The sequence below is a fragment of the Nonomuraea sp. NPDC049725 genome (genome assembly GCF_040674795.1).
Lineage (GTDB): Bacteria > Actinomycetota > Actinomycetes > Streptosporangiales > Streptosporangiaceae > Nonomuraea > Nonomuraea ceibae.
Genome location: NZ_JBFANJ010000007.1, coordinates 362,934 through 385,149, shown reverse-complemented (window position 1 = coordinate 385,149; position 22,216 = coordinate 362,934). Strand labels below are relative to the sequence as shown.

Sequence of the window (22,216 nt, the reverse complement as noted above, 5' to 3'; positions counted from 1 at the left end):
GGAACCCGGGCGGCTACTCGACGAGCTTGCCGTCGGTGGAGACCTCGCGCATGAGCGCCGCGATCCCGGCGGGGATGGGCGGGATCGGCTCCCGCTCGATCGAGCCGGGCCCGGACCACACGAGGTTGACCTGGAGGGCGGGGTCCAGCCCGGGGTGGTCGGAGCGGTTGTGGCAGCCCCGGGTCTCGCGCCGCTCCAGCGCGGCCTCCATCGTGGCGCGAGCGGCGAGCGCCGCGGACTTCAGGTCGAAGGCGTGCGCCAGGTCCTGGAACCCGGCGATGTCCGGGTGCACGCCGACGTCCTCGATGCGCGCCTCGACGGCGGCGAGCGCGTCGAGCCCCTTGAGCAGCCCGGCCTCGTCACGTACGACGCCGGCGTGCTCGGTCATGATGTCGCGCAGCTCGCGTTGCAGCGCGCGGACGTTCTCCGGGCCGTCGGCGGAGAGCAGCCCGTCGGCCTCGGCCCGCGCCTCGCCGACCGCGTCGGCCGAGCGGCGCTGGGCGTCGAGGCCGGCGGAATACTCGGCCGCCGCCTGCCCGACGATGCGGCCGAAGACGAGCAGCTCGATGAGGGAGTTGCCGCCGAGGCGGTTGGCCCCGTGCAGGCCGCTGGCCGCCTCGCCGATCGCGTACAGGCCGTCCACGCCGGTGCCGTGGTCCTCGGGCCGCACCCAGACGCCGCCCATGGAGTAGTGCGCGGTCGGCGCGACCTCGATCGGCTGCTTGGTGATGTCGAGCATCTGCAGCTCCATCAGCGTCTGGTAGACGCGTGGCAGCTTCGTCATGATCGTCTGCCGGGGCAGGTGCGACACGTCGAGCCAGACGCCGCCGTCCGGCGTGCCGCGCCCCTGCTTGATCTCGGTGTAGGCGGCGAGGGCGACGCGGTCGCGGGTCGACAGCTCCATCCGCTCGGCGTCGTAACGGGCCATGAACCGCTCGCCGAGCCCGTTGCGCAGCATCCCGCCCTCGCCGCGCGCCGCCTCCGACACCAGCGTGCCGGCCGCGTTCTCCGGGTGGAGGAGCCCGGACGGGTGGAACTGCACCAGCTCGGGATCGCGGATGCGGCCCCCGGCGAGCACGGCGAGGCGGAAGGAGTCGCCGGTGTTCTCGTCGCGCCTGGAGGAGGTGCGCCGCCAGATCCGGGTGTGGCCGCCGGCCGCCAGGATCACCGCGTCGGCGTGGATGACGTAGCGGCTGCCGTCGGTCAGGTCGAACCCGTACGCGCCGAAGACCGCGTTGTCGCGGACCAGGATGCGGGTCACGTACACGGTGTCGAGGACGGGCACGTCGAGGCGGGCCGCGCGGTCGATCAGCGTGCGCTGGATCTCCAGGCCGGTGTAGTCGCCGGCGTAGGCGGTGCGGCGGTAGGTGTGGGCGCCGAAGAAGCGCTGGGAGATGCGGCCGTCGGCCTCGCGGGCGAACGGCATGCCGTAACGCTGCAGGTCCTCGATGCCCCGGGCGGCGCCTTCCGTGACGATGCGCACGGTCTCGGGGTTGGCGAGCAGGTAGCTCTCCTTGAGGGTGTCGGCGGCGTGCTGCTCCCAGGTGTCGTCGGGGTCCATCGTGGCGAGTGCCGCGTTGATGCCGCCGGCCGCGAGCGAGGTGTGCGCGTCCGCCTTGGGCCGCTTGCCGACGGCCAGGACGCCGACCCCGCGTTCGGCGAGCTCGATGGCGGCCCGCAGGCCGGCCCCGCCCGTGCCGATGACCAGGACCGAGGTGGCGATCCGCTTCTCTGGCGCGTACATGGCTGTTCCCTTCCGCCCGACACCGTTCCAGACATACGACTGAATAGCGGGGCGTTTTGTGACAGCGTCAGTCCACGCAGCCCTCGAACTCCGGCACGTACGGCGTCAGCCGCAGCCCGCTGCCGCCGAACCACTTCTCCAGCAGCCGGGCCGCCGTGCCGTCCTGGTACATGTCCGTGATCGCGCGGTTGACCTGCTCGCACGCCGCCACGTCCCCGAGCGGCAGCGCGATGCCGTACCTCTCGTCGGTGAAGGGCGCGTTCACGATGGCGAACGCGCCGCGCTCGCGGGCGGCGAACCCGGCGAGGATCAGGTCGCCGGTGGAGACCGCCTCCACGGCCCCCGCCCTGAGCAGGTCGACGCACTCGCCGTAGGTCCTGGCCGGGACCAGCTCGGCGGCGATCCGGCGGCCGTCCACGATGCGCGAGGTGGAGATCGAGCCCTGCGCCTCGCACAGCCTGCGCCCTTCGAGGTCGCGCACGCCGCGGATCCGCCGGTATCCGGCCCGGACCAGGATGTCCTGGTGGGAGACGTAGTACGGCCCGGCGAACGTCACCTGGGCCTTGCGTTCGGGGCTGATGGAGTAGGTGGCCACCACCATGTCGGCCACGCCGTCGCGCAGCTTGGCCTCGCGGCCCTCCGAGGTGGTCTCGACGAAGGAGACCTTCTTGCCCAGGCGGGCGGCCACGTAGGCGGCCACGTCGACGTCGAAGCCCTCGAACGCGCCGCCCGGGGTGCGCACGGCCAGGCCGGGCTGGTCCGACTTCACGGCGACGACCAGCTCGTCCTTGTCCAGGATCGACGGGGCGCCGTCGAGGCCGGTGGCGCAGCCGCACAGCAGCGCTGCCGCGGCCAGGGCCGGGGCCATCTTCCGCATGAGGGCTCAGCGTAGGCAGCGCCCGTGACGTGCCGGTGAACGCCGGATGGCCGTCACGTCGCGGCGTAGCGGCCCGGGGTGCAGCCGTACTCCTTGGTGAAGGCGCTGATGAACGCCGACGGGCTGGAGTAGCCGACCCGCCGCGCCACCTCGGCCACCGGCTGCGTCTCCAGCAGCACCCGCGACGTGCTGAGCCGCAGCTTGGTGCGCACCCGTGAGTACGGCATGCCGAACTCGCGCTCGAAGTCGCGCTGCAGCGTCTTGACGCTGACGTGCAGCCGTTCGGCCCACTCCTCCAGGCGGGCGGCGTCGCCCGGGTCGTGCGAGAGCGCCCGCGCCACCGTCATCGCGAAGCCGGTGCCGGTGGCGTGGTGGCCGACGAACTCGGCGGTGCTCGTGCCCAGCCCGGCCATGATGACGTCGCGGGCGGCCAGCCCCTCGGCCTCGTCGAGGCCGGGCCTGGCGATGGCCTCGATGAGCCGGGCGGCCTCCCGCCCGACGGAGACGGCCCCCGCGCGCAGCCCGGCGAGCGCCGGGGGCACCTCGCGCAGGCAGATCCGGTAGACGGTCTGCCGGTCGGCCGCGCGCACCTCGTGAGTGACGGCCCGGTGCGCCCAGAACGCCTCCCGGTGGCCGACGAACTGGGTACGCGCGCCGTGCCTGGTGGCCAGCATGCCGTCGGGCGACCAGTAGAGCTGGTGCAGGAAGTCCTGGCGGCTCTCGGCGAACTCCAGCACGGCCGCCGAGCGGTACTTGAGCACGAGGACGCCGTCGAGGCGGCCGAGCCCGTAGCCGAACTCGTCGCAGCGCAGCGGGTCGGTCCCGACGGGGTCGGTGACCGTCACGGAGTGGCGTCCCAGCGACATCGGATGGCCTCCCAGCGACATCAGAAGCAACTTTGGTAAGGGTAACCTAACTACGTCTCATCCCTGGTGAAGGACCCCTTCTGATGCACTCTGCCCAGCTCCGGCGTGCCGCCGGAGTCCCGCTTCTCGCGCTCGCCCTGGTCGCCGGGTGCGGCTCGGCCCCGTCCGGCGAGCAGCCGGCCGCCGCCGCCGCGACCCGCGTGTTCGCCGCCGACAACGGCCAGGTCACCATCCCCGCCGACCCTCAGCGGGTCGTCGCCACCGGGTACGCCGTGCCCGCGCTCATCGAGGCCGACGCCGCGCTCGTCGGCATCTCCCTGTGGAAGCGCGGCCTGCCGCTGATGTCGCAGGAGGACCGGGCCACCTACGACCGGCTGGAGAAGATCGCCGGCGAGACCGCGGCCGAGACCAACTACGAGGCCATCGCCAAGGTCAAGCCGGACCTCATCGTCATCGGCGTCCCCGCCCCGGTGCTGGCCGACGTGGACATGGACCGGCTCGAGTCCATCGCCCCCGTCGTCGCCATCGGCCCGACCGTCCCGTCCGCGTGGCGCGAGCTGTCGCAGCGGCAGTCCGACGCCGCCGGCCGCGCCGCGAACTTCGGCCAGGCCAAGGCCGCCTACGAGAAGAAGGCCGCCGAACTGGCCGCCAAGTACCGGGAGGCGCTGGCGGGCGTGAAGTTCGGCCACGTCGGCTCGTACGGGGAGGCCGCGAAGGGGACGTTCCAGCGCGAGTTCGCCGGCTCCTGGGGCACCAACATCGCCCAGGACGTCGGCGTCACCTACTACGGACAGGTCAAGAAGAAGGGCGGAGGGAGCAGCGACGTGTCGGAGTACCCGTCGATCGAGGAGCTGCCGGCCAGTCTCGGCGAGGCCGACGCGATCACGTACTCGGTGCGGCCCGACGGCACGCCGAACGAGTCGGTGAAGTACGTGCTCGACTCCCCGCTGTGGAAGAACCTCCCGGCGGTCAAGGCCGGGAAGGCGTTCCCGATCCGCTACACCGAGGCGGCCACGTACGACTCGGCGCTGATGACGCTGGACGCCGTCGACCAGGCGCTCGCGCCGCTGGCGGCGTCATGAGCGCCGACCGCCGCGACCCCGGGCCCAAGGTCGCCGCCCACCACGCCGCCGGGACCGGCCTGATCCGCGTCCCGTACCCGATCGGCGTGCGCACCGTCCGGGTGGCCGCCCGCGAGCTGGTGACGCCGCGCATGCTGCGGCTCACCCTCAAGGGGCCGGAGCTGGACGGCTTCCACACCTACCAGGCCGACGACCACGTCAGGATCGTCTTCCCTGACCCCGACGGCGCCCACCGCGTCCCGGTGCCCAACGACAGGCTGATGCTCGACTGGCCCCGGCCGATGCCGCCGACGCGCAAGTACACCGTGCGGCGCTACGACGCGGCGGCCCGCGAGCTGGACCTGGACATCGTGCTGCACGACGGCGGCCTGGCGAGCGGATGGGCGGCCTCCGTCGCGGTCGGCGACCCGGTGACGGTCGCCGGGCCGCCGGGGGCCAAGACGTTCCCGCACACCTACGGCCACTACGTGTTCGCCGTCGACGCGACCGCGCTGCCGGCGGCGGCCCGCTGGCTGGAGGAGTCGCCGCCGGACGTCTCCGCCCACCTGGTGATCGAGACCGACGACGCCGTCGAGCACGGCTACCCGCTCGCCGAGCGGGCCGGCGTGGAGGTCGTCCGGCTCGTCCGCGAGCACGGCCGCTCGGCGCTGGCCGAGACCGTCCAGGGGCTGAAGCTGCCGGACGTCCCCGCGTTCCTGTTCGCCGCCGGGGAGACGGGCGACCTCAAGCCGCTGCGCCCGTGGAGCGAGGGCCGGCTGGACGCGCTGTTCACCGGCTACTGGAAGCGCGGAGTCGCCGGGCTTGAAGACTGAGTACCGCCCGGCCGTCCTCGCCGCGTCGGTGGTGCTGCTGCTCGCCGTGGCGGTCGCCAGCCTCTGCGTCGGCGCGCAGGCGCTCACCCCGGCCGACGTGTGGCGGGCGCTCACCGGCTCCGGCGGCGACGCGTACCTGATCGTGAACGAGGTGCGGGTGCCGCGCACCGTCCTGGGCGTCTGCGTCGGCGCGGCCCTCGGCACCGCCGGCACGCTGGTCCAGACGCTGACGCGCAACCCGCTCGCCGAGCCGGGCATCCTGGGCGTGACGGCGGGAGCCGGGTTCGCGATCAACGTCGGCGGCGTGCTGGGCCTGGCGTCCGGGCAGGCGGCGCAGCTCGCGCTCGCCTCGCTCGGCGCCGTGCTCGCCGCCCTGCTCGTGTACGCGCTCGGCTCGGCCGCGCCGCTGCGCCTGGTGCTCACCGGGGTGGCGCTCAGCGCCGTGCTCTCCGGCGTCTCGCTCGGGCTGCGGCTCATGTTCCCCGACGTGTTCGACCGGTTCAGGTTCTGGTCCGTGGGGTCGCTGGCCGGGCAGGAGCAGCTCCCGCTCGCCCTGCCCGCCGGGGCCATCGCCGTCGCGCTGGTGTGCGCCGTCCTGGTCACCAGGCCGCTGAACGCGCTCATGATGGGCGAGGAGGTCGCCCGGGCGCTCGGCGGGCACGTGCTGCGCACCCGCGTGTCGGTGCTGGTGCTCGTGACCCTGCTGGCCGGGGCCGCCACCGCCGCCGCCGGGCCGATCGCGTTCCTCGGGCTGATGGTGCCCCACCTGGCCAGGCGGCCGGCGGGCGCGTCGATCCCGTGGCTGATGGCGTACACGATGGTGCTCGGGCCGGTGCTGCTGCTCGCCTCGGACATCGGGGCGCGCGTGCTGCTGCCGACCGGCGAGGTGCCCGTGGCCGTGGTGACGGCGTTCGCGGGCGCGCCGGTGCTCATCTGGGCGGTACGGCGGCGCGGGGCGGTGCCGGCATGACCGGCTCCCCGGCGGCCCCGGTGCGGCGTGCGGGCGTCCACCTGGTGCTGCGCGCGGGCCCGTACTCGGTCAGGGCCGGGCGCAGGACGCTCGCGGTGTCGCTGGCGCTGGTGCTCGCGGCGCTCGGGCTCGGGCTGCTGGGGCTGTGCGCGGGCGGGTCGTGGACGCCGCCGGCGGAGGTGCTGGCGGCGCTGGCCGGGCACGGCGACGAGGTCGTGGTGGTGCGCGAGTGGCGGCTGCCCCGGGTGGCCGCCGCGCTGGTGTTCGGCGCGGCGCTCGGCCTGGCGGGGGCGGTCTTCCAGAACCTCACCCGCAACGCGCTCGGCAGCCCCGACGTCGTCGGCCTCGACGCGGGCTCCTACACCGGGGCGCTGTTCGCCATCACCGTGCTGGGCGGCACGTCCGCGCAGCTCGCGGCCGGTTCCATCGCCGGTGGCCTGGCCGCCGCCGCTGCCGTGTACGCGCTGTCGCTCAGGTCCGGCCTGAGCGGCATGCGCCTGGTCGTCGTCGGCATCGCCGTGAACGCGATGCTGACCGCGCTCAACGCGTGGATCGTGCTGCGCGCCGAGCTGGAGATCGCCATGGCCGCGACCGGCTGGAGCGCCGGATCGCTCAACGGCATCGACTGGAACGAGCTGGCCCTGCCGTTCGCCGTCGTCGCCGCGCTGGCCGGGCTGCTGGCCGTGCTCTCCCCCGGCCTGCGGCAGGCGGCGCTCGGCGACGACCTCGCGGTCGCCTCCGGCGTGCGGCTGAACCGGCTGCGGCTGCTGCTCGTCCTGGCGGGCGTCGGCTGCACGGCCACGGTGACGGCGGTGGCGGGGCCGATCGTGTTCATCGCGCTGGCCGCGCCGCAGATCGGGCGGCTGCTGACGGGCGCCGCCGGGGTGGCGCTCGCCCCGGCGGCGCTGGCCGGGGCGGTGCTCCTGCTGGCCGCCGACCTGGCCGCGCAACTCCTGCTGGCGCCGGTCGCGCTGCCCGTGGGCGTGGTGACGACGGTGATCGGCGGCTGCTACCTGATCGGCCTGCTCGTCCGGCGGGCCCGCTGACGAGCCGCGCGGCTCACGGCAGCCAGGCGGGGAGCGCGGCCAGATGCCCGAGTTCCGCCTCGACGCGCCGCCGGTCGTCCTCGGTGAGCGTCAGGCCGCGCAGCTCGGCGATCCACGGCTCGGCGGGCTCCCCGAGCGCCGTGGCCAGGTCGGCGAGGTTCCCGAGAGCGACGGCCCGCTCGGCCGTGGCGGCGGCCGCGCCGTGCCTGCGCATCCCGGACTTGAGCGCCCGGTACGCCTGAAGGTCGTCGTTCTTGAACTCGCGCAGGATCCGGGCATTGTCGATCACCTTGGCCAGGCCGGTCAGCTTCTTCGAGCCGCCGTACTCCAGCTCGTCCGGCTCGTCACGCCGGACGAAGGTGATCACGTTGCCGGACGGGTCGACCAGCGTGAACCGGGACGCGCCCGGCCGGTAGCGGGTGATCCTGGGCAGTCCGCTGTCCAGCACCTTCCCGTACGCCCGGCGCATCGCCGCCGCGAACGCCGCGTGGTAGGGCGCCACCTCGTCGACCAGGACCAGGCAGTGGGCGGACTCCTCCCGGGCCGGGTCCAGCCCCCGGGGCGCCGGTCCGAAGCGCAGCTGGAACCCGCTCCACTCCAGCGCCAGGTACACGTACGGCTTGCTCTGCCTGTAGACCGCCCTGAACCCCAGCGTCTCGTAGAACGCCAGGGTGTCCTCCATCGACGCGCACGGCATCAGCGGCACGGTCGTCTCGTTCGGCCTGACCTCGGGCTCGCTCATCCTCCGATGCTCACACCGTTCGGCGCGGCTCGCACATGGACCGTTCCGGCTCAGGGGTGCAGCGATCTCCGCACGGCGGCGTCGATCAGGTCGTGGACCTGCTCGTCGGTGAAGATGTCCGGCAGCGTCAGCTTCTCCACGATGAGCCAGTTGAGCGCCAGGTAGAGCAGTAGCACCGAGGTCGGGTCGCCGGGCAGTCCGGAGGCGGCGTGGTAGGCGACGTTGGCGTCGATGTCCTGGCGGATGCGCTCGGTCAGCACGGCGCGCAGCTCGGGACGCCGGGTCGACTCCAGCCGCAGCTCCAGCAGGGCCAGGTAGCCGGTGTTGAAGGCGGAGATCCGGTCCACCAGCTCGTGCATGAGCGCGGCGTAGCGGGCCTGGTCCTGGACGCCCTCCTGGGCGCGGGCGACGGTCGCCGCGTCGGGCAGCAGGCGCTCGTAGATCCGGCCGCCGACCTGGGTGAACAGGTCGTCGCGGGTGGGGAAGTAGTTGGAGGCGGTGCCGACGGGCACCCCGGCCTCGGCGTCGACGGCCCGGAACGTCAGCCCTCGCGCGCCCTCCCTTGCCAGCACCTCGATGGCCGCGTCGATCAGCGCCAGCCGGCGTTCGGGATTCGTACGCACTTGACACCACTCCACTTGTAGTACTACGCTGAAACCACTTCAAGCATAGTACTACATCCGGAGTTGAGCGGTATGCGAAAGCTTGTCTACTACATCGGCGTCTCCCTTGACGGCTACATCGCCGGCCCCGGCGCCGAGTTCGACTTCTATCCCGTCTCCGACCAGATGATCGCCTGGATCAACGAGCGCTACCCGGAGACGCTGCCCACCCACATCCGCAAGCTCGTCGGCCTGGAGAACGCGCCCAACCAGGTGTTCGACACGCTCGTGATGGGCCGCGGCACGTACGAGCCCGCGCTGGAGGTCCCCACCACCAGCCCCTACTCCCACCTGCGCCAGTACGTGGTCTCCAGCACGCTGAAGATCGACGACCCGACGGTGACGGTGGAGACCGGCGACCCCGTCGAGCTCGTCAAGCGGCTCAAGGCCGAGGACACCGGCATGGACGTCTACCTGTGCGGAGGCGGCAAGCTCGCCGCCGCCCTGCTCCCGGAGATCGACGAGATCATCCTCAAGAGCTATCCCGTGGTGGCGGGCGCGGGCGTGCCGATGTTCTCCGGCGCGTTCCGGCCCACCCTGTTCACGCCCGCGCAGCGCAAGTCCTTCGACAACGGCACCCAGGTCACCTGGCTCACCCGAGCCTAGACAGGAGCACGCATGCACATCCGCCTCCCCGACTCCATCACCGGTGACCGGACCGGCGACCGGGCCCGCACGCCCCACCGGCACGGGCACCCGGCGCGCGACCTCAAGCCCGCCCCTCGCCCCCCGCTCCCCCGCCGCCAGTCCGCCGCCCCACGCCGCACCGGCTACTGACCGCGCCCACGCCCGTCGGGCCGGCCTCCGGAGACTCCCGGAGGCCGGCCCGACGAGGATCTAGCAGAGGCTGTTCCAGTCGATCGCCTTGCCCGCCGCGGCTTTGATCATCCGGCACGCGATGGCGGCCAGCCCGCCCGTGTAACCTCCGACGATCGTGCACACCGCCATGCCGAACAGCTGATAGACGGCATAGACGGCGCCGGCCCGCCAGCACCTGAAGCCGTCCACCGCCGAGGCGTCCGGCGGCATCGCCGGCGACTGCGGGATCGCCTGGATCTGCTCGGCGTTCAGCCCCGCCGCCAGCTCGTCCAGCACGGCGTCCGCGCCGTCCCCGAACTGCGCCAGCACCTCGGCCACCGCCGGGTGCTCCCGCAGCGCCGTCTTCCTGTCCTCGTCGCTCATGAGCGTCATGCGACGTCCCTCCCTCGTGCCGATGCGCGCACCGCCTGCCGGTTCGCGCCCCGCCACCCAGACAAGCCGGGCCGCCGGGGTGTCCAACAGGGCGTCGGACGAAGCCGTCCGGACCCGGACGGCCGGCGACCATTCGTCGGACACTCTCGGTCACGGTTCATACACTGGACGTCACACGGACCGTCAAGAGGAGGAGGGGATGCGATGAGCGAAGACCTCACGCAGGCTCCCGGGCCCGCGCTGGAGCGGGTGAACTGCCACGAGAGCCTGGTGAAGGCGCTGGCCGAGCAGTTCGCCCGGGCCGACGTGTCGCTGCGGGAGCTGCAGGCGCGGGCCGACCGGGCGGGCGGGGCGCGGCTGCCGCGCGCCACCTGCGCCGACATGCTCGCGGGCCGGCGCTTCCCCAAGAAGGCGGTGATGGTGGCGTTCCTGCGAGCCTGCCGGGTGCCCGAACCGCACATCCCCGCCTGGGAACGCGCCTGGGAACGCGTCCGCCTCAACCGCCTCCCCCTCACCCACCCCCCTACCGGCCAGCTCCCACCCGGCCCCGATCCCACCCACCCCCCAGCCCCGCCCGGAACTGCCCCCTCTGGGACCGGGCCGTTCGGGGCCGGTCCCTCCGACCCCAGCCCCTCCGACCCCAGCCCCTCGGGCGCAGGCCCGTCCGGGACCTGGCCCTCAGGGGCGTGGACGCCTGAGGCCGGGAATTCCGGACCCGAGCCCCCTGGGACCGCCGCATCGGGCGCGGGCCCATCCACTGCCTGGCCCACCGGCACCACGCCCCCCGGCACCGGGGCCTCGGGCGCAGGCCCGTCCGAGGCCGCAGCCTGGTCCGGGCCCACCACCGGGCCGTCCGGCGCCGCGCCGTTCGGGGGCGAGCTCCCTGGGGCCGGTGCGTCGGGCGCGGGCCCGTCCGGAGCCTGGCCCTCCGGCACCACGCCCTCCGGGGCGGCACTCACCGGAGCCGCACCCTCCAACACCGCACCCGCCGGGGCCGCGACCTCCCGACCGGCCTCTCTGGAAGTAGGGCGGCGGCGGAAGGTGGTGTTGGTGGCCGCCGGGTTGACGGTGGTGGCGGGCGTGGGGGTGAGCGTCGCGTTGACGGCGGGGCCGTGGGGTGGCACGCCGGACGCGCTGTCCCGGCGCACCCTGGTGCCCGGCCACATCGTGAGCGACGACGGCCGCGCGTTCCCCCGGGGCGGCCGGAGCCGGTTCACGGTGACGGTGGAGCCGCGCAACACCGGCGTCCGCCTGATCCGCCGCCTGGACGTGGGCGTGGCCCTGCAGCACGCCTCCATCACGGTGAACGGCCTGCCCGCAGGCGAGTGGCGCCCGCTCATGGGCGACGACGTCTACAAGTGGCGCAACCAGGTCGTCGAGCTGCCGCCGGAGCTGACGGCCGGGCGGCGCAAGCTGACGGTGGTCAACACGTCGCTCTCCTCCTCCGGCTTCAACGAGTTCCTGTACGTCGTGGAGCAGCGGCTGGACGGCGCGTGGGAGACGGCCGACACGGTGGACGTCGGCGAGTCGCACGCCTCCAGCGAGGCCGCGCACGACTACGGCACGGTCGGCGAGGACTGGGCCGACACGCAGACGTTCGCCTACCCGCCCCGACCCGAGGACTGGACTGTCGAATGAGCCTCCTGCGTGCCCTGCTGGCCGCTGCCCTGCCCCTGACGGCCGCCGCCCCGGCGGCCACCGTGCCTCCGGCGGCCGTGATCTCCACGGACTTCCCGGACCCGGACGTGATCGAGGCGGCCGGGACGTTCCACGCCTACTCCACGAGCAGCGGCGCGGGGAACATCCCCTTCGCCACGGCTCCGGCGGCGGACGGCCCGTGGGCGGTGCGCGGCGACGCGCTGCCCGTCCGCCCGTCCTGGGCGGTGGCCTGCGGGGGCGGCGCCGACTGCGGCCTGTGGGCGCCCGACGTGTCGCGCCGCCCGGACGGCCGCTATCTCATGTACTTCACCGCGCCCAGCGCCGCCGCGGGCCGTCGCTGCATCGGCGCGGCGCTCGCGGACGGCCCGCTCGGCCCGTTCCGGCCGCTGGGTGACGGCCCGCTGGTGTGCGACCCGCGCGAGGGCGGCGCGATCGACCCGGCGAGCTTCACCGACGCCGACGGCGGGCGCTACCTGCTCTACAAGAACGACGGCAACGCGGTGCGCAAGCCGGCGATCGTCTGGCTCCAGCGGGTGCTCGACGACGGCGTCACGTTCACCGGTCCGCGCCGTGAGCTCATCCGCAACGACGCGCCGGAGGAGCACGGCGTGATCGAGGCGCCGGTCCTGGTCAGGCGTCCCGGCCAGTACGTGCTGTTCTACTCGGGCGGCCCGTACGGCGACGACCGCTACTTCACGGGTTACGCCGTGGCGCCGACGCTGGCGGGGCCGTTCACGAAGGCGTACCGGCCGTTGATGACGACCCGCACGCTCGGCGGGGCGGTGCGCGGGCCGGGCGGCGCGGACGTGCTCGGCGACCGCCTCTTCTTCCACGGCTGGGCGGGCACGGCCCGCTGGATGTACGCGGCGAGCCTGGGCTGGGCCGACGGATACCCGGTGGTGCGGGGCAGCAGGGTCCGGTACGAGGCCGAGCGGGGCACGATCCACCACGCGAGGGTCCGCTCGGGCGCGGCCGGGGCTTCGCAGGGCGCCGTCGTGGCCGGGCTGGACCATGACGACAGCTGGGTGGACCTGCGCGTGTTCGCGCCGTCGGCCGGGGCCTACACCGCGTACGTCACGTACGCGGCGGGGTACGGCCATGCGCAGCACACCGTGACCGTGAATGGTTCGTCCGCGTTCGTCCTGGACTATCCCGACCACGGCTGGGACCGGTGGAAGGAGGTCCCGGCCACGGTCACGCTGGTCCAGGGCTGGAACACGCTGCGCTTCCGGCACCACAGCCGGTGGGCCGAGCTCGACCACGTCGAGCTGGCCTAGCGGCGGACCTTGTAGAGCAGGTGCAGCACCCGGTTCCCCCGGACGACCACGTGCGGGTCCTCCAGCAGGTGCTGGGCGTCGACGGAGCCGAAGTAGCGCTTGCCGGAGCCGAAGACGACGGGCACGACGTCCATCGCCACCTCGTCCACCAGGCCGAGCGCGAACACCTGCCCGCCGACGTCGCCCGCCGCGACGGCGACGGTGCGCTCCCCGGCGAGCTCCTTGGCCTTGGCGACCGCTTCGGCCACGTCGCCGACGAAGTGGTAGGACGCCTCGGGGTGCCAGCCTTCGGGCTTGGGCCGGTGCGACACCACGACGACGTGCTCGGCCGCGGGCGGCGAGCCGTCCCAGCCGTTGGTCATGTCGAACAGGTGCCGCCCGATCACCATCGCCCCCATGCCCGCCCAAATCGGCCGGACGTAGTCGGCCGACGCCTGGGACACCCTGATCGGGCTGCCTTCGGCGAGCTCGGCGTCGCCGTTGCCGTACCACTCGAACAGCGGGCCGACCTGGTCGTCCAGGTCGGCGATGAAGCCGTCGACCGACACCACGTTGTGCATCACCACGGTGCTCATCAGGTCTCCTTCGTGCGTCGCGTTCTGTCCTCTCGCCTGTGCGTCGACCGGGCGGCGCCGGAATCGACACGGCTTCCGGAAATTTCTCCTACGTGGCGGACCGGCGGCCGGGCAGCAGCCGGGCGGCCTTGGAGCCGAGGCTGACGCCCTGGTAGTAGAGCCGGGGCGGCACGTGCGGGAGCAGCCGCGAGTGCCGCCGGCTGCGCAGCGCGTGCAGTTGCTCCGGCGGCAGGCCGATGTAGCGGGTCAGGTTCTCGTACCACTGGGCGCTGTAGCGGGCGTCGCGCTGGGTGAGCCGGAGCGCGCCCCGGCGGTCGCGCCCGTAGCGGGCCAGGGCGGGCTCCAGGCTCTTCTCCTCGACCAGCGCCTCGACCAGGTAGGTGGCGTCCTCCAGGGCGAGCGCGGTGCCGGCGCCGACGGAGTAGTGCGTGGTGTGGGCGGCGTCGCCGAGCAGGACGAGGTTGCCGCGGTGCCAGGTCCGGTTGGTCACGGTGCGGAAGCGCTGCCAGCGCGCGCCCGCGCCGCCGATCAGCGGGTTCCCGTCGAGGATGTCGGCGAACAGCTTCTCCAGCAGCACCAGCATCTCGGCCTCGTTCGCCCGGTCCAGGCCGAGCGCCTGCCAGGTCTGCGGGTAGCACTCGATGACGCAGGTGCTGCGGTTCTCGCCGTAGCCGTAGCCGTAGCACCAGATCCAGCCGTGCTCGGTCTCGGTGAAGGCGATGGTGAAGCCGTCGAACAGCTTCGTCGTGCCCAGCCACACGTACGGGTTGCGGCCGGTCGTCACCTTGGTCCCGAAGTGTTCGGCGTGGCGTTCGCGCAGCGCGCTGCCCGCGCCGTCGCCCGCGACGATCAGGTCCGCCCCGGCCACGTCGTCCTCCCCGGTGATCTCGCGCTCGTACTCGACGCGGACGCCGAGCGAGCGGGCCCGGTCGGCGAGGATGCCGAGCAGTTCGCGGCGGCCGATGCCGAAGCCCTCGTCCCAGTTCTCGCCGCCCACGCTGGCGCGGTCGTGGACGTTCATGATCCAGCTGTCCCAGCGGTACGAGCTCTTCCTGATCGCCTCCGCCGACTCGGGGTCGGCGCTCAGCAGGTCGTCGAGGAGCTCGCCCCAGAAGGTCACTCCCCAGCCGTACGTGGATCCGGCGGGATTCCGTTCATAGACGGTGATGTCGTACGCCGGGGCGACCTGCTTCATCAGGATCGAGAAGTACAGGCCGGCCGGTCCCCCGCCGACGCACGCGATTTGCACATCTGCCATAAGCGTGGCCTTCCCTCGGCCGCCCCCGGACCGCGCACGCCAGTACGGAGCTTCACCGGCTCATGACCATCTCCATCCGGTCACCGGCGGAAAGGTCACTATGCGGCCAGGAGGAGGGTGAGCCCGCCGAGCGTGTAGCAGACCATGAGGATGAACAGCGGGATCTGCCCGGCGACGGCCTTGGCGGGGGCGAACAGCCGTACCGAGCGGTCGTGGGCGGCGATCACGCCGAGCACGTGCCCGGCGACGATGGACACGACCTGCACGGTGGCGATCGTGCCTGGCGCGACCACCGCCTCGTCCACGGTGCGCGAGGCGGTGCCGAGCAGGTCGAGGCCGGTGTCCAGCGGATCCGACGCGAGGATGAACGCCCGCTGCCCCTCGATGACCAGCAGCGAGAAGTAGTGGGCGACGAGGTAGCCGACGGCGATGGGCACCAGCGAGTGGGCGAAGGCCCGCAGGTTGCCGCCGCCGGGCCGCCGGGAGCCGCCGATCAGGCCGGCGACGCCGATGCACGCGCCGTACAGCAGGGCGACTCCGGCGACGGCGGCGAGCAGGCCGAGCGTGCCGGTGGCGGTCGGGCCGGCGGCGGCGCTCTGCAGGGTGTCCACCCACACGGGGGCGTCGGAGAAGCCGTCGTAGGCGGTGGAGGCGAGCATGACGCACACCAGCGCCACCAGCCCGGGGACGGGCGTCACCGCGTCCAGGCCGTGGAACGGGTTGCGCAGCACGATCCTGCCGTCGGCGCGGCGGCCGAGCGGGGCCAGCCGTCCGATCAGCGCCGAGTACGCCTCGAACGCGTCGGCCCGGTCGAACCAGCGCGGCCCGTACACGAGTGACCCGGTCAGGTGCACGGCGGCGTAGCAGCCGAAGAACGCCAGCATGGAGGCGTTGGCGGCGGGCTCGGGGGCGACGAGCTCCAGCCAGGTGAAGGCGAGCAGCCCGGCCGCCGCCGGCCAGTGGCCGAGCCACGCGGGCGGCTCCCGGTCGCGGCGCCGCCCCGGCAGCCGGGCGAGTGCGGCGTGGACGGCCCGCAGCGGGTTGACCAGCCGCCACACCGGCCCGAACAGCAGCGACGCGGGCACCAGGCCGACCCAGAAGACGACGTAGACGAGCGTGGCCGCCGCGTTGCGCTCCGGGTCGTCGGGCCCGAACGCGGCCAGGAACACCGTGAACGCGGCTCCGGCCAGGCCGAGCGCGCGCAGCGCCGTCCGCGTGGCGGGGGCGTCGGCGAGCCGTTGCAGCGCGTGCGGCAGCGCCAGGCCGGCCTCCCGGCCGCGGAACTTCGACTCGGCCCAGAGCACGGCCAGCCCGAGGAACGACACGACGAGCGCGGCCAGCGCCCCCGCGAACGCGTAGAACGCGGGGATCGGCAGGTCGTGGCGTGACCCGATGCCGTGCGCGAGGATGCCGCTCATCGGACGACGAGCTGGGTCAGGACGAGGTGGGAGTCGTGGGTCTCCACCTCGAACAGGCCGCTGCGGTCGGCGGTGAACTCGAGGACGAGCGGGGTGCCCGGGGTGAGGGGGCGTTCGAGGTCGAAGCCGTGCACGTGGACGGTGTCGGCCCGGTCGCCGGTGACCTCCAGCCGCACCCGGCCGCCCTTCGCGACCTCGACGCGGCCGGGTGGCGGCGTCACCTTGCCGCCGCTGACGCGGACGGCGACGGTGACCGGCGCGGGTCCGGTGGCTGTCGCGGGGCCGGTCGTGTTCGCCTCCGGGGCGGGTCCCTCGACGGTGGCGGTGCCCTCCACCGGCTTGCCCGCCACCGACCAGAGCGTGTGGTCGTCGGCGCTCAAGCGGGCGGCGAGCGTGTGGCTGCCCGGCGGCACGGCCTCGCGCGGCAGGTGGTGCCAGGGGCCGTACAGCCGGGCGATCTTCTTGCCGTCGAGGTAGAGGTGGGCGTGCCCGGTGCCGGGCAGCGCGGCCCCGCCGACGCTGTCGGGGGTGAACGTGAACCGCTCGGTGACCAGGCGCAGGTTCCAGCCCGAGTCGCTGTCGGGCCGCACCTCCAGCCGCACCGAGGGGGCCTCGGCGGCGGGGACGTCGCGGGTGCGGTGGTCGCCGTGGGCGTGCGGCGGCCCGGGGGTGCCGGCCGAGCCGGTGGCGGGCGCGTGGTCGGTGCCTGGCCGGTGGTGGGTGGTCACCGGCTCGCCGCACCCGCCGAGCAGCAGCGCCGCCGCCACGGCCAGGACTCCGAGGGGGAGGCGCGTCATGCGGCCGCCTCGGCGGCGACGGGCTCGGGGGTCCTGCTGCCCGGCGGGCGCGGCGCGAGGCGCACCACCGCCCACAGCACCCACACGATCGCGAACAGCACCCGCAGCCAGGCCGGGCTGAGCGGCAGCCACGGGATCAGCATCAGCGACTTGTCCACCGCGTCGAGCAGCGTCAGCACGCCGAACACGACGGTGGCGCCGCCGAAGAAGCGGTACGGGCGCCGCAGGGCGAGCCCCATGCCGGTCAGCCCCGCGCCCGTGAGCAGCAGGGCCGCGGCGGGCAGCAGGGTGTGGTCGTAGGCGGCGCCGGGGACGTCGAGCGCCAGCCCGGCCAGCGCGAGCGCCGCCGACACCGTCCCCAGCCTGCCGGCGCCGCGCAGCCGCCGCCACCACAGCAGCGCCACCAGCAGCCCGAGCAGCACGGACGTGCCGAGCGTCACCTGCACCTCGACCCTGGCCAGGCCGGACGCGCCGAACCAGTCGCACCCGGCGGGCAGCCGCCGCTCGGTCACGCTGTACTCGGCGCACACCAGCGAGTGGGCGAGCTTGGCGGGCTCGCCGACCACCCGGTGCGAGCCGGGCCCGGCGAGCTCGCCGGCCTTGCCGCCGCAGCCCGGCACCACGTACGGGCTGGTCGCGGCCCGGGTGTCCCAGCAGTTGCGGCTGCCCTGGCCGTCCCAGAAAACGTCGGTGGCGTTGGGCCGGACCGAGCCGTCGGGGGCGACGCCGAGCCGGTTGCCGCCGTAGAAGTTGTCGTGCGAGGTGTCGGCCTGCTTGCCCAGCGCCTCCTCACCGCGCAGGAACGCCGGAGCCCACAGCAGCATGAACGCGGTCCTGTCGTGCCCGTAGACCCAGTTGCCGCGGTAGATGTTGTGGTTGCCGCCCGCCGTCAGGATGCCGGTGCCGGGCGCGACGCCGATCTGCGGGCAGACCACACCGCTCTCGTAGCCGCGCTGCCCGGCGGGCTTGGCGCAGGTGCCGTCGCGGACGTGCCGGTAGTAGTTCTCGTTGTTGTCGTAGATCCTGTTGTTCTCGAACAGCGCGTGGTTCTGCGGGAGCCCGGGGTGGTCGGGGAACAGGCTGTCCATCGAGGCGCCGGCCATGTTGTCGTAGAAGTCGTTGTCGTGCGCCCAGACGGAGTTCCCGGCGGTGCCGGAGTAGCCGACCATGTTGTGGTGGCTCTTGCAGCGGCGGATCTCGATCGCGTAGCGGGGCACGTCGTGGCCCCGGCCGGCGTTGATGTCGGAGGCGCTGCCGGGGTAGATGCCGCTGTCGCCGTTGCCGTAGGACTCGCAGTCGGTGTAGAGGCCGTGGTCGGAGGCGAAGGTCAGGAAGCCGTACTCGTCGTTCCACCGGGTGAGCATGCGGTCGATGACGAAGCCGTCGGTGGCCAGGATGTAGAGCGAGTTGAACGTGGTCCGCTGGGCGGTGAAGTTGCGGAAGTAGACGCCGTCGGTCATGTCGGCGCGGATCGCGTTCAGCTTCCTGTACTGGGCGTCCACGACCACGTCGAGCGGGGACGCGCCGGTGCCCTCGATCTGGAGGTCCTGGATGCCGAGGATGGCGACCAGGTTCTGGTTGTGCGGGCACTGCTTCTGCTGCTCGAAGGAGAGGATCTGGTAGCCGAAGGAGGACCAGCGGGCCTGGAGGTTCGCGCAGGCGCCGGTGGGCTCGGGCAGGCTGGGCTCCTCCTGGTAGAGGCCGGGGAGGATCTTGATGGTGTAGCCGGGGCCCTTGACCTGGTCGACGGCCTCCTGGAGGTGGCGGAAGCCGTCCTTCTGGCAGCGTTCGAACAGGGTGAGGTTCTGCTCCTTGAGCGCGGCGGGGAAGGAGGCGACGCGCCGCTCGAAGTCGGCCCGGTCGCTCTTGCAGACGAGCAGTTCGGGGCCGGTGGTCCGGTAGACCGGCACGGTGCCCGAGCCGTCGGGGAACGTGACCGGGCGCTCCTCATGGGCGAGCGCCGGGGCCGCCTGGGCCAGGCATAACAGGGCGAGGAGGGCGGCCACCGCCAGCTTCCGCAGCATCGACATACGGCAAAAGTAGAGCCAAGCTCATGTTCAGTCCACGCCCGGCGATGAATCGATACGGATGTCCGGTTCGTACTGGCGAACCAGCTCCCGCCCGATCCTCGCCAGCTCGGCGCGCACCTCCTCCGGCTCGACCACCTCGATCATGGCGCCCCACCCGGCGAGCTGCTCGGCGATCGCGCGCGGCATGTGCGCCGCGACGCGCACCCGGACCCGCCCGCCGTCCTCCTCGGCGACGAGCTCGCAGTGCCGGCCGAAGTGCGTCCGCAGCACCGGGAAGAACCGGGCGCCGACCAGCACCTCGGCGTGGACGAGCGAGCGCCGCCGCTCCATCTCCGCCGCGACGTGCTCCCACTCCTCCTGAAGGTCGAAGCCGTCGGGCCGCTCGGCGGGCAGCTCGGTGACCTCCGCCCCGGCGACGCGGTCGACGCGGTACGTCCGCCGCCCGGCCGGGGTGCCCGCGACGAGGTACCAGATCCCGTCCTTGTCGACCAGGCCGAGCGGGTCCACGAGCCGTTCGGCCGCCTGCCCGTCCTTCCCCGGGTACGCGAGCCGTACCTTGAGCCTGCGCACCACGGCGGTCTGCAGCGACTCGACCAGGGCGGGCGGCTCCTTGCCTCGCTCCCCCCAGCCCGCCGGGTCCGACACGACGGCCCGCGCGGCGGCCTCGGCGTCGGCGCGGAAGGTGGCGGGCAGGGCGCGCACGAGCTTGCGCAGGGCGGAGGTCAGCTCGGGGGTCGCCGAGCCGGCCGGGCCGAGGACCAGGAAGAGCGCGCGCGACTCGGCGGCGTTGAGCCCGCTCAGGTCGGTCCTGGCGCCGCCGACGAGCTGCCAGCCGCCGCCGCGTCCGGGCTGCGGGTAGACGGGGATACCCGCCGCGGACAGCGCCTCCAGGTCGCGGCGGGCGGTCGCGACGGAGGTCTCCAGCTCCTCGGCCAGCTCGGCGGCGGTCACCCGGCCACGGGACTGGAGCAGCAGCAGGGCGGCAACGAGACGGTCAGCGCGCATGTCCGCCATTCTCTCCAGGAAAGTGCTCAGTTGATGAGCACTTTGAAGGGAAGAATGGAGACATCACCACGAGAAAGGCACCGGACATGCTGCGAGGACTCACCACCGCCACCTTCTACTCCCCCGACTTCGAGGCCACCAGGAGCTGGTACACCGAGGTGTTCGGCATCCCGCCCTACATGGACACGCCCGGCTACCTGGAGTGGCGCATCGGCGACTACCAGCACGAGTTCGGCGTCGTCAACAGCGCCTACGCCGGGAGCGAGCTGGCCAGGACCCCCTCCCCGCAGACCGTCGGGCAGCCGGCCGGGGCCGTCGTCTACTGGCACGTGGACGACGTGCCCGCGGCCCTGGAGAGGCTGGTGGCGCTGGGCGCCAAGGAGCACGACTCCCCGCACGACCGCGGCACCGGCTTCATCACCGCGAGCGTCATCGACCCGTGGGGCAACATCCTGGGCCTGATGTACAACCCGCACTACCTGGAGATCCTGGCCTCGCTCAAGGGCGGCGCGTGAGCGTCACCCCTTCGAGCCCGTGAACGCGATCCCCGCGATGAGCTGCCGCTGCATGACCACGAACAGCGCGATCACGGGCAGCGAGGCCACCACCGAACCGGCGAACAGGATGGGGAAGTTCGTCTGGAACTGCCCGCGCAGCGAGGCGAGCCCGGCCGACAGCGTCATCATCTCCGGATCGGTGTTGACCACCAGCGGCCAGAGCAGGCTGCTCCACGACCACATGACGGTCAGCAGCCCCAGCGCCAGCAGCCCCGGCCGCACCAGCGGCAGCATGATGTGCCAGTAGATCTGCAGCGGGTTGGCGCCGTCGAGCCGCGCGGCCTCGTCCAGCTCCTTGGGCAGCGTGAGGAAGAACTGCCGCAGCAGGAACGTGCCGAACGCCCCGAAGACGCCCGGCGCGATCAGCGCCTGCAACGTGTTCAGCCAGCCGAGCCCCTGCATGATCTCGTAGCGCGGGATGATGAACAGCTCGCCCGGCACCATGAGCATGGCCAGGAACACCATGAAGATCACGCTTCGGCCGGGGAAGCGCAGCCGGGCGAAGGCGAAGGCCGCCATCGAGCACAGCAGGAGCTGCCCCGCCGTGACGCCGACGGTGACCACCACCGTGTTGACGAACTGCCTGGCCAGCGGCACCGAGCGGAAGACCTCGGGGAAGTTGGACCACTCCCACGAGGGCGTGAACTTCGGCGGCACCCGCAGCGAGTCGGGCAGCGTCTGGAGCGAGACCACGACCTGCCAGACGAACGGCGCGATCATCACCAGCGCCCCCGCCGTCAGGATCACGTGAGCCGGCCACGTCCTGGCCCTACTCATAGTGCACCCACTTCTTCTGCAGCCTGAACTGGATGGCGGTCAGCACGAGGATCAGCCCCAGCAGCACCACGGCGATGGCCGCGGCCAGCCCGCGCTGGTTCTGCACGAAGCCCTTCTCGAAGAAGAGGTAGACGATCGTGCGACTGCCGTTCAACGCCGGGCCGTCCAGGTCGATCATGAGATAGACCAGGTCGAAGACCTGCAACGCGTTGATCATGGTGATCACGAGGACGAAGAACGTGGTCGGCGTGAGCAGCGGGAGCGTGATGCGGAAGAACTGCCGCAGCCGCCCCGCGCCGTCCATCGAGGCGGCCTCGTAGTACTGGCGCGGGATGCCCTGGAGCCCGGCCAGGAACAGCACGGCGTTGTAGCCGACCGAGCTCCAGACCCCGACGATCGCGATCGCGTAGATGGCGAAGTCCGGATCGCTCACCCAGTACGGCCCGTCGATGCCCAGCTCGCCCAGGAAGTGGTTGATCGCGCCGAAGTCGCCGTTGAACAGGTAGCGCCAGGTCAGGCCGACGGCGGCGGGCATGGTGACGACGGGCAGGAAGTACAGCGTCCGGTAGACGCTCATGCCGCGCAGCCCCGGCACGTTCAGCAGCGCCGCCACGACGATCGCCACCGGCACGCCCGCCAGCACCAGCACCGCGTAGAGCAGGGTGTTGCCGAGCGCGCCCCGCATCTGGTCGTCGCCGAGCAGTTCGGTGAAGTTGTCCGTCCCCACCCAGGTGTGCCCGCCGAAGACGCCCGACTCGGTGAAGCTGAGATAGAGCGTCTGGGCGATGGGCCACAGGTAGAAGACGCCCAGGCCCAGCGCCATCGGGGCGATGAGGAGATATCCCCACACCCACTCGCGCTTGGAGAGCAT

General features: G+C 73.0%; 23 protein-coding genes. 9 read left to right on the top strand and 14 right to left on the bottom strand.

The genetic code is table 11. From position 1 onward, the window contains the following. Nucleotides 1–13 precede the first annotated feature (13 nt). From AB0J53_RS21200 to AB0J53_RS21190, 3 genes are all read right to left on the bottom strand, one after another. Nucleotides 14–1,744, bottom strand: a complete 1,731-nt coding sequence (locus AB0J53_RS21200) for an FAD-dependent oxidoreductase (RefSeq protein ID WP_219510594.1) — start codon at nucleotides 1,742–1,744, stop codon at nucleotides 14–16. A 67-nt stretch (nucleotides 1,745–1,811) separates the two neighbouring features. Then, nucleotides 1,812–2,621, bottom strand: a complete 810-nt coding sequence (locus AB0J53_RS21195; protein WP_357585776.1) for a glutamate ABC transporter substrate-binding protein — start codon at nucleotides 2,619–2,621, stop codon at nucleotides 1,812–1,814. Nucleotides 2,622–2,674: 53 nt separating this feature from the next. Further along, nucleotides 2,675–3,508, bottom strand: coding sequence for a helix-turn-helix transcriptional regulator (locus AB0J53_RS21190; RefSeq protein WP_364174691.1), 834 nt, complete (start codon nucleotides 3,506–3,508; stop codon nucleotides 2,675–2,677). Nucleotides 3,509–3,570: 62 nt separating this feature from the next. Here AB0J53_RS21190 and AB0J53_RS21185 point away from each other — a divergent pair, with 62 nt between their 5' ends. Genes AB0J53_RS21185 through AB0J53_RS21170 form a run of 4 tightly spaced genes read left to right on the top strand, consistent with a single transcriptional unit; the run spans nucleotide 3,571 to nucleotide 7,397 of the window. After that, entirely contained in the window at nucleotides 3,571–4,569 is a 999-nt protein-coding gene (locus AB0J53_RS21185) for an ABC transporter substrate-binding protein (RefSeq protein ID WP_364174688.1), read from the top strand. Continuing rightward, nucleotides 4,566–5,381, top strand: a complete 816-nt coding sequence (locus tag AB0J53_RS21180; RefSeq protein ID WP_364174686.1) for a siderophore-interacting protein — start codon at nucleotides 4,566–4,568, stop codon at nucleotides 5,379–5,381. Before AB0J53_RS21185 ends, AB0J53_RS21180 begins: the two co-directional genes overlap by 4 nt. Further along, nucleotides 5,371–6,351: an iron chelate uptake ABC transporter family permease subunit gene (locus AB0J53_RS21175; RefSeq protein WP_364174683.1), complete on the top strand. Its 981-nt coding sequence runs from the start codon at nucleotides 5,371–5,373 to the stop codon at nucleotides 6,349–6,351. The genes AB0J53_RS21180 and AB0J53_RS21175 overlap by 11 nt, the downstream gene beginning before the upstream one ends. Then, the gene (locus AB0J53_RS21170) at nucleotides 6,348–7,397 is read left to right on the top strand and encodes an iron chelate uptake ABC transporter family permease subunit (RefSeq protein ID WP_364174680.1); all 1,050 of its coding nucleotides are present in this window, start codon (nucleotides 6,348–6,350) and stop codon (nucleotides 7,395–7,397) included. Before AB0J53_RS21175 ends, AB0J53_RS21170 begins: the two co-directional genes overlap by 4 nt. A 13-nt stretch (nucleotides 7,398–7,410) precedes the next feature. On the opposite strand, the gene AB0J53_RS21165 is transcribed toward AB0J53_RS21170, so the two are convergent. Next, complete coding sequence (locus AB0J53_RS21165) at nucleotides 7,411–8,139, bottom strand: glyoxalase (RefSeq protein ID WP_364174677.1); 729 nt, start codon at nucleotides 8,137–8,139, stop codon at nucleotides 7,411–7,413. Between the two features lie 50 nt (nucleotides 8,140–8,189). Beyond that, the gene (locus tag AB0J53_RS21160; protein ID WP_219510591.1) at nucleotides 8,190–8,762 is read right to left on the bottom strand and encodes a TetR/AcrR family transcriptional regulator; all 573 of its coding nucleotides are present in this window, start codon (nucleotides 8,760–8,762) and stop codon (nucleotides 8,190–8,192) included. A 72-nt stretch (nucleotides 8,763–8,834) separates the two neighbouring features. Here AB0J53_RS21160 and AB0J53_RS21155 point away from each other — a divergent pair, with 72 nt between their 5' ends. Then, entirely contained in the window at nucleotides 8,835–9,407 is a 573-nt protein-coding gene (locus tag AB0J53_RS21155; RefSeq protein ID WP_364174674.1) for a dihydrofolate reductase family protein, read from the top strand. A gap of 12 nt (nucleotides 9,408–9,419) precedes the next feature. After that, nucleotides 9,420–9,578, top strand: coding sequence for a hypothetical protein (locus tag AB0J53_RS21150; RefSeq protein ID WP_357585762.1), 159 nt, complete (start codon nucleotides 9,420–9,422; stop codon nucleotides 9,576–9,578). A 60-nt stretch (nucleotides 9,579–9,638) separates the two neighbouring features. Here AB0J53_RS21150 and AB0J53_RS21145 read toward each other — a convergent pair whose 3' ends face one another. Continuing rightward, entirely contained in the window at nucleotides 9,639–9,992 is a 354-nt protein-coding gene (locus AB0J53_RS21145) for a hypothetical protein (RefSeq protein WP_219510585.1), read from the bottom strand. 204 nt (nucleotides 9,993–10,196) lie between these two features. Between AB0J53_RS21145 and AB0J53_RS21140 the strand changes: the two genes are divergently transcribed. Next, entirely contained in the window at nucleotides 10,197–11,630 is a 1,434-nt protein-coding gene (locus tag AB0J53_RS21140) for a hypothetical protein (RefSeq protein ID WP_364174670.1), read from the top strand. Next, nucleotides 11,627–12,928: a family 43 glycosylhydrolase gene (locus AB0J53_RS21135; RefSeq protein ID WP_364174667.1), complete on the top strand. Its 1,302-nt coding sequence runs from the start codon at nucleotides 11,627–11,629 to the stop codon at nucleotides 12,926–12,928. Before AB0J53_RS21140 ends, AB0J53_RS21135 begins: the two co-directional genes overlap by 4 nt. On the opposite strand, the gene AB0J53_RS21130 is transcribed toward AB0J53_RS21135, so the two are convergent. The 6 genes from AB0J53_RS21130 to AB0J53_RS21105 form a co-directional block, all read right to left on the bottom strand. Continuing rightward, nucleotides 12,925–13,503, bottom strand: a complete 579-nt coding sequence (locus AB0J53_RS21130; protein ID WP_364174664.1) for a dihydrofolate reductase family protein — start codon at nucleotides 13,501–13,503, stop codon at nucleotides 12,925–12,927. The genes AB0J53_RS21135 and AB0J53_RS21130 overlap by 4 nt on opposite strands. Nucleotides 13,504–13,591: 88 nt before the next feature. Next, entirely contained in the window at nucleotides 13,592–14,761 is a 1,170-nt protein-coding gene (locus AB0J53_RS21125; protein ID WP_364174661.1) for an FAD-dependent monooxygenase, read from the bottom strand. A 98-nt stretch (nucleotides 14,762–14,859) separates the two neighbouring features. After that, nucleotides 14,860–16,179 (bottom strand): hypothetical protein, encoded by a 1,320-nt coding sequence (locus AB0J53_RS21120; protein ID WP_364174659.1) that lies wholly within the window; start codon nucleotides 16,177–16,179, stop codon nucleotides 14,860–14,862. Continuing rightward, nucleotides 16,176–16,976 carry a hypothetical protein gene (locus tag AB0J53_RS21115; RefSeq protein WP_364174656.1) on the bottom strand — a complete coding sequence of 267 codons (801 nt, stop codon included), beginning with the start codon at nucleotides 16,974–16,976 and terminating at the stop codon, nucleotides 16,176–16,178. Before AB0J53_RS21115 ends, AB0J53_RS21120 begins: the two co-directional genes overlap by 4 nt. Continuing rightward, nucleotides 16,973–19,006, bottom strand: coding sequence for a right-handed parallel beta-helix repeat-containing protein (locus tag AB0J53_RS21110; RefSeq protein ID WP_364174653.1), 2,034 nt, complete (start codon nucleotides 19,004–19,006; stop codon nucleotides 16,973–16,975). Before AB0J53_RS21110 ends, AB0J53_RS21115 begins: the two co-directional genes overlap by 4 nt. A gap of 27 nt (nucleotides 19,007–19,033) precedes the next feature. Further along, a complete protein-coding gene (locus AB0J53_RS21105; RefSeq protein WP_364174651.1) occupies nucleotides 19,034–20,011 on the bottom strand; it encodes a WYL domain-containing protein in 978 nt (325 codons plus the stop codon). An 86-nt stretch (nucleotides 20,012–20,097) separates the two neighbouring features. Here AB0J53_RS21105 and AB0J53_RS21100 point away from each other — a divergent pair, with 86 nt between their 5' ends. After that, complete coding sequence (locus AB0J53_RS21100; RefSeq protein WP_219515032.1) at nucleotides 20,098–20,526, top strand: VOC family protein; 429 nt, start codon at nucleotides 20,098–20,100, stop codon at nucleotides 20,524–20,526. 3 nt (nucleotides 20,527–20,529) lie between these two features. Here the strand turns inward: AB0J53_RS21100 and AB0J53_RS21095 are convergent, their stop codons facing one another. Both AB0J53_RS21095 and AB0J53_RS21090 read right to left on the bottom strand, forming a co-directional pair. Then, a complete protein-coding gene (locus AB0J53_RS21095) occupies nucleotides 20,530–21,345 on the bottom strand; it encodes a carbohydrate ABC transporter permease (RefSeq protein ID WP_364174648.1) in 816 nt (271 codons plus the stop codon). After that, the gene (locus AB0J53_RS21090) at nucleotides 21,338–22,216 is read right to left on the bottom strand and encodes a sugar ABC transporter permease (RefSeq protein WP_364174645.1); all 879 of its coding nucleotides are present in this window, start codon (nucleotides 22,214–22,216) and stop codon (nucleotides 21,338–21,340) included. The genes AB0J53_RS21095 and AB0J53_RS21090 overlap by 8 nt, the downstream gene beginning before the upstream one ends.

What these genes read in the sequence shown, in the direction of transcription:
- AB0J53_RS21135 (WP_364174667.1), top strand. Translation starts at nt 11,627, where the DNA reads ATGAGCCTCCTGCGTGCCCTGCTGGCCGCTGCCCTGCCCCTGACGGCC.
- AB0J53_RS21100 (WP_219515032.1), top strand. Translation starts at nt 20,098, where the DNA reads ATGCTGCGAGGACTCACCACCGCCACCTTCTACTCCCCCGACTTCGAG.
- AB0J53_RS21110 (WP_364174653.1), bottom strand. Translation starts at nt 19,006, where the DNA reads ATGTCGATGCTGCGGAAGCTGGCGGTGGCCGCCCTCCTCGCCCTGTTA.
- AB0J53_RS21180 (WP_364174686.1), top strand. Translation starts at nt 4,566, where the DNA reads ATGAGCGCCGACCGCCGCGACCCCGGGCCCAAGGTCGCCGCCCACCAC.
- AB0J53_RS21145 (WP_219510585.1), bottom strand. Translation starts at nt 9,992, where the DNA reads ATGACGCTCATGAGCGACGAGGACAGGAAGACGGCGCTGCGGGAGCAC.
- AB0J53_RS21130 (WP_364174664.1), bottom strand. Translation starts at nt 13,503, where the DNA reads ATGAGCACCGTGGTGATGCACAACGTGGTGTCGGTCGACGGCTTCATC.
- AB0J53_RS21095 (WP_364174648.1), bottom strand. Translation starts at nt 21,345, where the DNA reads ATGAGTAGGGCCAGGACGTGGCCGGCTCACGTGATCCTGACGGCGGGG.
- AB0J53_RS21185 (WP_364174688.1), top strand. Translation starts at nt 3,571, where the DNA reads ATGCACTCTGCCCAGCTCCGGCGTGCCGCCGGAGTCCCGCTTCTCGCG.
- AB0J53_RS21115 (WP_364174656.1), bottom strand. Translation starts at nt 16,976, where the DNA reads ATGACGCGCCTCCCCCTCGGAGTCCTGGCCGTGGCGGCGGCGCTGCTG.
- AB0J53_RS21140 (WP_364174670.1), top strand. Translation starts at nt 10,197, where the DNA reads ATGAGCGAAGACCTCACGCAGGCTCCCGGGCCCGCGCTGGAGCGGGTG.
- AB0J53_RS21165 (WP_364174677.1), bottom strand. Translation starts at nt 8,139, where the DNA reads ATGAGCGAGCCCGAGGTCAGGCCGAACGAGACGACCGTGCCGCTGATG.
- AB0J53_RS21200 (WP_219510594.1), bottom strand. Translation starts at nt 1,744, where the DNA reads ATGTACGCGCCAGAGAAGCGGATCGCCACCTCGGTCCTGGTCATCGGC.
- AB0J53_RS21170 (WP_364174680.1), top strand. Translation starts at nt 6,348, where the DNA reads ATGACCGGCTCCCCGGCGGCCCCGGTGCGGCGTGCGGGCGTCCACCTG.
- AB0J53_RS21125 (WP_364174661.1), bottom strand. Translation starts at nt 14,761, where the DNA reads ATGGCAGATGTGCAAATCGCGTGCGTCGGCGGGGGACCGGCCGGCCTG.
- AB0J53_RS21155 (WP_364174674.1), top strand. Translation starts at nt 8,835, where the DNA reads ATGCGAAAGCTTGTCTACTACATCGGCGTCTCCCTTGACGGCTACATC.
- AB0J53_RS21150 (WP_357585762.1), top strand. Translation starts at nt 9,420, where the DNA reads ATGCACATCCGCCTCCCCGACTCCATCACCGGTGACCGGACCGGCGAC.
- AB0J53_RS21090 (WP_364174645.1), bottom strand. Translation starts at nt 22,216, where the DNA reads ATGCTCTCCAAGCGCGAGTGGGTGTGGGGATATCTCCTCATCGCCCCG.
- AB0J53_RS21190 (WP_364174691.1), bottom strand. Translation starts at nt 3,508, where the DNA reads ATGTCGCTGGGAGGCCATCCGATGTCGCTGGGACGCCACTCCGTGACG.
- AB0J53_RS21120 (WP_364174659.1), bottom strand. Translation starts at nt 16,179, where the DNA reads ATGAGCGGCATCCTCGCGCACGGCATCGGGTCACGCCACGACCTGCCG.
- AB0J53_RS21195 (WP_357585776.1), bottom strand. Translation starts at nt 2,621, where the DNA reads ATGCGGAAGATGGCCCCGGCCCTGGCCGCGGCAGCGCTGCTGTGCGGC.
- AB0J53_RS21105 (WP_364174651.1), bottom strand. Translation starts at nt 20,011, where the DNA reads ATGCGCGCTGACCGTCTCGTTGCCGCCCTGCTGCTGCTCCAGTCCCGT.